Genomic DNA, 5,780 nt, shown 5'->3' with positions numbered 1-5,780 from the left:
TAAGTTCCGAATTAATCATTCGCTTACAAAAAAAAAAAAAATGCCTCCCAAATATGGAAGACATATAAATTAAGAAATCTTAACGAGTGCATCTCTACCAATCATGCCAACTTCCCAGCCATATTCCTTTGACGCATTTGTAACTTTTTCTAATGGAGCATTTAATAACTGTTCGATTGTTCTTACACCAACGGCTCTAGCAGCAATTGCCTTCCGTTCCATTAATTTCGGAACTTCATTAAATATATCCACATCAAGTGCTCCGCACATAATATAACCGATATCATTGGAGATTGTTATTAATCTCGTCTTTGGTAGCTCTACCGTAATCGCTGTGAAAAATATGCCATCAACTTCTAATGGGTTCACTGTAATCATAAGTAAAACACGCCTCCTTTGTAAGATACTTTATATCTGTATGTATAAGGCTAGCAGAGTGTTACTCAGGTGAAAGATGGACATACAGCAGGTTTTTTTTTGCTCTTACTGGTGCGATTGTTCAATAAGGACAGTCGCTTATTGTATTAAAGTGACAGTTTAATTGAATAAGGAGGATAATGTTCGGATTAAATAGAATTAACAAGATAGTGGTTCATTCCATTAGGATTATAAATCAAGTGTTGAAAAGTAAGATGAAATGAATGGAGGAATAATAATGGAAGCTAATGTAATTCAAAAAGTTGGACAAATCGGAGTGCCAATAAAAAACGTAGAAAATGCGATTGAATTTTATAAAGAAGTGTTAGGGTTACCTCTACTTTTTAGTACAGACAGTATGGCATTCTTTGAATGTAATGGGCAACGGCTTCTTCTTACCATTCCTGAAAAAAAGGAATTTGCAAATTCAAGTTCTGTTATCTATTTTCAGGTAGAAGATATAAAAAAAGCTTTTAAAGAATTAATTAAAAAAGGAGTTTCCTTTATTGACCAACCTCACATCGTTGCAAAAATGGAGCAAAGAGAAACGTGGATGGCTTTCTTTAAAGATACTGAAGGAAATACACACGCTTTAATGAGTGAATTACAAATCTAGTTCGTCATATCTAATTTCTTTATTTAACCGGTGCGATTGTAAAATAAGGAAAGTCGCTTCTTTTGCTACCGGCGCAGTTTAGTGAAAGAAGTATGAAAAAATGAATAATAAAAAGTATAATAAATTTGATGAATTTAATTTTGTTATTCTTAGTAGGTGAAATGATATGTCAAAATATATTAGTGTTTTCTTTTTAACTTTATTTGTAAGTGTTATTCTCTTTTTTATATTTGGTTCGTTATTTTTAAACGATGGTAATCCCACAGAGAAAGCAGTTTACACAGTGGGAGCGATAATTATCTTTCTTCTTTCCTTTTTAATTGCACAAATTTACTATGTAATAAATTTGATTAAGAAAAAAATATGATTCATCATTTCTCACTAACTGATGCGTTACTACAATAAGCAGCAACGAGGATTTTAATAACTGACAGTTTAGTTGAGTAAGTTGCTAATCAGTAAGGGGGATAACATTGGGGATTATTTATACTATATTAGTTATTTTATCATCGGTAGGTTTTTTATAATTTTAGGGAAAGCAAGATAAGAATTCTAAAAATCAAGAGAATAACGACAGAGACTAATCGTTTTTTCTAAAGAGTATTTTCACTCTTCAACTAAATGGTGCGAGTGTTTAAGAGAAAAAATTCTTCTTGTGCTAACGGGGCAGGTTAGTAAACGTAGTAATTGCAAGATAGTTCTATACTTAACGTGGAGAAATTATCTTTTTGTAATCTAAACCAAAGTAACATAATAGTAAATAAGTTACTTTAATAAATAAAACAGACGAAGATATATATCTTCGTCTGTGAATTTAATTAAAACTTATTATTGAAGTAATTGTTATCCTAGAAAAAGGTAGCCTGACCGATTAGCTCTGGATAAAGAATCCCTCGGGCGCGACGATGTCGTCGGGGCTGAGTTCATTGATTGATCGGTGCCCAAGTCCGACTAGGGCAAAATGCAGACCGTCCTCAAGCATGCGGAGCACATCGAGGACTCCCTTCTCGCCACCGGCGGCCAGTCCCCATAGCCATGCCCGACCAAGCAGTACGGTGTCGGCGCCTAGGGCTAATGCTTTCGCGACGTCCATCCCGCGGCGAATCCCTCCGTCGAACCATACTTCGGCTTGGTCACCGATGGCCTTCGCAATTGCCGGGAGCACGCGGATTGATGCGTAGGTGCTGTCAAGGTTGTTACCGCCGTGATTCGAGACTACGATAGCGTCGGCGCCGATGTCGATTGCGCGTCGGGCCTCGTCGGAGCGGAAAATCCCCTTAACGACGAATTTTCCGCCCCACTCCTCGCGTAGCCATTTCACGTCGTCCCACGTCGGGACCTGGGTTTGCATCAGCTCCGCGTAGATGGTGCTGAACGGCGGGTTTTCACCGGGGCCGTTAGCCGAGTTGGGCACGGCAAGGTCGGGGATGCCGCCTCCAAAGAGGAAGCGAGCGAGCCATCCTGGTCGCGAGAGAGCCATCGGTGCGAACCGAATGAGCGCTTCGAGGTCAATTTTGGCGGGGACGGGCGGGCTGTCCCAGTCGCGACGTCCAAGGCCACCCCCCGTTGCGTCGAGTGTGATGATCAACCCTTTCGCCCCCGCGGCTTTGGCACGCTCCATACGCCAGAGGATGTCATCCTTTGAACCGGTCCAGTACAATTGGTAGAGCGCGTTCGGGTTCGCAGCCACCACTTCTTCGATCGGTTTAGTGGCAAACGAACTGAGCCCAATCGCGGTGCCCACGGTCTTGGCCGCGGCGGCCACTGCGACCTCTGCACGGGGGTCAACGGCTTGTGCTCCTGCGGGTCCAATCATGAATGGCACTGAGAGGTCCATTCCAAGTGCCGTCGATGATAGATCGCGATCCAGCGGCTGTTCTTCGTAGGTCTCACGTGCAACCAAGGGTCGCCAACCGATGTCGCTGAAGGCGTCAACGTTGTCCCTTATCGTGACGCCCTTCTCATTTCCCGAGATGAGAGCCTTATAGATTGGGCCAGGTATGCGTCGCTTTGCGCGTCTCTGAGCATCGGCGATGCTTTCGATTGGCCGTCGTGCCATGTCCTCTCGCCTCCCTAAGTACGTTAAAACTCCAGCTGCACCAGCGATAATAGCTAAATTTCTAGATAATCTACTCATTAAAAATAACCTCCATCAAAAAAAAGCGCTTCTATTTAACTCTTTTAGAGTTAACGCTTACAATTCTGATTATAATGAAAATTAAGGTCTCTATCAAACTATTTGCCTATGATTTTAATCCTACTAGTTTATACCTATCATCTCATTGTAATTACAGGAATACATAAATACAGCCATTAAGCCCTAGATTACAGCAGAAGGTAAATAAAATATACAAAGAGTTAGAAGAAAGTAAGGGTGTAAAATGAGCGCAAATTCACGTTTGAAACGGTTGGAAAAAGAAGACTTAAATAAAGGATGGGGATATAGAAAAAGAAGAATCTTATTAAACAAACTGATGCAAAAATTGAATAGAGCAACGAGATATTTATTGCGTTGCTCTTAAATGATCTAAAAATACTTTCTATAAAACTCTTGCCTAAGTCTCCCACTTAATTGAGCATAAATTCGTGTTGTTTCGCTTTTCTCGTGTCCCAGAAGACTTTGGATAACTTCAAGTGGAGCACCGTTATTCAAGAGATGAGTAGCGTAACTGTGCCTTAATTGATGAGGATGAATGGTTTTATTAATTCCAGCACGATTAGAAATAGGTTTAATTATGTATCTCATTTGAGCAATACTCATCCTATGTAGAACGTTCTGTAACAAAAATAGCTGAATCATTGTCGTTCCTACTATTTAAGTATTTCATCAGCCATATATCACATCGGATATTGAAATATACCTCTCTTTCCTTATCACCTTTGCCTCGGACTATTGCAGCTTGGCTTCCCCAATTAATGCTATTTCGGTCAAGTGTCACAATTTCTCCAATACGACAACCTGTTGAAAACATAAATTCGAATAAGGATTTCTCCATTGGAGTAAAACAAGCATCTCGTAAGTGCTCAATTTCTCTTTCTGTTAAGAATTTCGGAATACGTTTCCCGACCTTTGGTTCTTTTATTTTACTAGCAGGGTTACTATCAATGATTCCTTCCTCGTGTGACCAACGAAATAAGGATCGGATAAATCTTATTCGATAGACAAACTCGGGTGGTTTCAATTCATTGCTTGATTCAGCTAAATATTGCTTTAGATGCTGGATTGTAATGTCATTCATTTTGGTGTTACCAATATAGTTAACTAATAACTTCGCTTGAAGACTATAAGCGTTTAAAGTTTGTGGGGAAAAGTCCTCAATTCTCTTATCTGCCTCATAAGATTTCGCAGCTTCTGACAACAGCAAATCAAATCACTCCCTAATTAGATTTATAATAAGCATCTCCAATCCGCGGAATAAAATAATTTTTTGAACAATTTTGGATGTTCTAAACGGGAATGTGGAATTAAATGTTAAAATAAAGTATGTTATTAAGCTAAGGGCGCAGTTTAGTTGAAGAAAGAATGATTGTAACAGAACAGGATAATCTAAACCTAAATATAATTTAGGGTGATGAAATTGGATAAAAGTAAACCTCTTTTATTGGTTTTATTTAGTATACTAATTTGTGGATTGTATTATGGAACAGTAAATGCAAAAACGAACGATACTCCTTCTTCTTTTGAGGAAAAAATTCCTGAAGTCCGACAACTCAATCCTTTAGAAATCCAGTTAATGTCTTTTATGAATGGTTTGATGGTAGGCGAACCAAAACAAGCCGTTGAATTGTGGATATTAGGCGTAAATAATCGAAGTGGTGCTGTTCAATATGCGATGTTGTCCCCTTCACTTCAAAAACAATCAAGGAGAAAATTTGAGGAAACTCGCTGGGTGACAGGTCAGTCAAGCCCTTCAGTTAGTAACTTTCGTTTTACCAAAGTAGAAAAGCTTAGCGAATCCAAAATGCGATATACCGTTAAGTACGATTTATGGGCATCATATGGAGATTTTGGTGGTGGGCAGAAGATTATAATCGTGGAAAAGAATTTAGAACCATTTAGAGAGTATTGGTTTATTTCATCAATAAAAACGAAATATAATCAATGGGAAGCATTTACGCCAGCCGAGACAGTTTTATAATAGAGCATTGCAGTTAACAATCAAATAAAGATGCAGGTTAATGAAAAAATTGATGAAACTGTTTTGTAAATGAACCGTCTAATATATGGGGGTGTTTCTATGCAAAAGAAATTATTAGTAATAATTTCTGGAATTCTATTATTATTATCTGGTTGTTCTTTAAATGATGGTAAATCAGAGAATGAAATACAGACTGATGCTAGTGCAAGCTGGGCATATCCATTCGTTAAATGGGAAAATGAAACCTATGTTGTCACAGAAAAGGAAGTTAAAGAAGACAAAATAGGTCAAGAAATCGGTAAAGTTACTTCATATTCAGACTTGGAAAGTTCTAATACAGGTGGGAACTTCTCTAATGAATATGAAGTTGGGACAAAGTATTATGAAATCACAGATATTAGCAAAAAAGAAGCAATAGCTATCGAAGTTCAAAAAGGAAAGTTTATTAAAGCTGTAATTTCTGATAAATGGGAAGAGCAAAATTTTTAGTTTTGTGAAATGATGTACTTAAACAAACGGGTGCAAGAGTTAAACAGGACGGCCCTCGAAACGGTCGTCTTTTTCTTCCAGAAACATTGTTTGAATATTATGCTATTATTAGAAGAGAA

The 5,780-nt window shown here is 38.5% G+C and carries 7 protein-coding genes; 3 read left to right on the top strand and 4 right to left on the bottom strand.

Annotated features, from left to right (window positions below; translation table 11 throughout):
• Positions 1-69 precede the first annotated feature (69 nt).
• Positions 70-378: a YunC family protein gene (locus tag CWR48_RS13210; protein WP_115773719.1), complete on the bottom strand. Its 309-nt coding sequence runs from the start codon at positions 376-378 to the stop codon at positions 70-72.
• 277 nt (positions 379-655) lie between these two features.
• Between CWR48_RS13210 and CWR48_RS13205 the strand changes: the two genes are divergently transcribed.
• Positions 656-1,033 carry a VOC family protein gene (locus CWR48_RS13205; RefSeq protein WP_115773718.1) on the top strand — a complete coding sequence of 126 codons (378 nt, stop codon included), beginning with the start codon at positions 656-658 and terminating at the stop codon, positions 1,031-1,033.
• Positions 1,034-1,904: 871 nt separating this feature from the next.
• Here CWR48_RS13205 and mftD read toward each other — a convergent pair.
• The 3 genes from mftD to CWR48_RS13185 all read right to left on the bottom strand — a co-directional run bounded on the left by mftD (position 1,905) and on the right by CWR48_RS13185 (position 4,398).
• The gene (mftD, locus tag CWR48_RS13195; protein WP_115773890.1) at positions 1,905-3,092 is read right to left on the bottom strand and encodes a pre-mycofactocin synthase MftD; all 1,188 of its coding nucleotides are present in this window, start codon (positions 3,090-3,092) and stop codon (positions 1,905-1,907) included.
• A 468-nt stretch (positions 3,093-3,560) separates the two neighbouring features.
• Positions 3,561-3,779, bottom strand: a complete 219-nt coding sequence (locus CWR48_RS21085; protein WP_342772461.1) for a tyrosine-type recombinase/integrase — start codon at positions 3,777-3,779, stop codon at positions 3,561-3,563.
• Between the two features lie 16 nt (positions 3,780-3,795).
• The gene (locus tag CWR48_RS13185; RefSeq protein WP_115773716.1) at positions 3,796-4,398 is read right to left on the bottom strand and encodes a site-specific integrase; all 603 of its coding nucleotides are present in this window, start codon (positions 4,396-4,398) and stop codon (positions 3,796-3,798) included.
• A gap of 207 nt (positions 4,399-4,605) precedes the next feature.
• Here CWR48_RS13185 and CWR48_RS13175 point away from each other — a divergent pair, with 207 nt between their 5' ends.
• Both CWR48_RS13175 and CWR48_RS13170 read left to right on the top strand, forming a co-directional pair.
• Positions 4,606-5,172 carry a hypothetical protein gene (locus CWR48_RS13175; protein WP_245976804.1) on the top strand — a complete coding sequence of 189 codons (567 nt, stop codon included), beginning with the start codon at positions 4,606-4,608 and terminating at the stop codon, positions 5,170-5,172.
• Positions 5,173-5,271: 99 nt separating this feature from the next.
• Positions 5,272-5,661 carry a hypothetical protein gene (locus tag CWR48_RS13170; protein ID WP_115773715.1) on the top strand — a complete coding sequence of 130 codons (390 nt, stop codon included), beginning with the start codon at positions 5,272-5,274 and terminating at the stop codon, positions 5,659-5,661.
• Positions 5,662-5,780: the final 119 nt, after the last annotated feature.

The sequence above is a fragment of the Oceanobacillus arenosus genome (assembly GCF_003369575.1).
Lineage (GTDB): Bacteria > Bacillota > Bacilli > Bacillales > Amphibacillaceae > Oceanobacillus > Oceanobacillus arenosus.
Note: the sequence above shows the minus strand (reverse complement) of the source record. Positions and strands in the feature narration are given on the sequence as shown.

Bases quoted from the DNA above. Each gene is read 5' to 3' on its own strand.
- mftD (WP_115773890.1), bottom strand. From the start codon at position 3,092: ATGGCACGACGGCCAATCGAAAGCATCGCCGATGCTCAGAGACGCGCA.
- CWR48_RS13170 (WP_115773715.1), top strand. From the start codon at position 5,272: ATGCAAAAGAAATTATTAGTAATAATTTCTGGAATTCTATTATTATTA.
- CWR48_RS13175 (WP_245976804.1), top strand. From the start codon at position 4,606: ATGAAATTGGATAAAAGTAAACCTCTTTTATTGGTTTTATTTAGTATA.
- CWR48_RS21085 (WP_342772461.1), bottom strand. From the start codon at position 3,779: ATGAGATACATAATTAAACCTATTTCTAATCGTGCTGGAATTAATAAA.
- CWR48_RS13210 (WP_115773719.1), bottom strand. From the start codon at position 378: ATGATTACAGTGAACCCATTAGAAGTTGATGGCATATTTTTCACAGCG.
- CWR48_RS13205 (WP_115773718.1), top strand. From the start codon at position 656: ATGGAAGCTAATGTAATTCAAAAAGTTGGACAAATCGGAGTGCCAATA.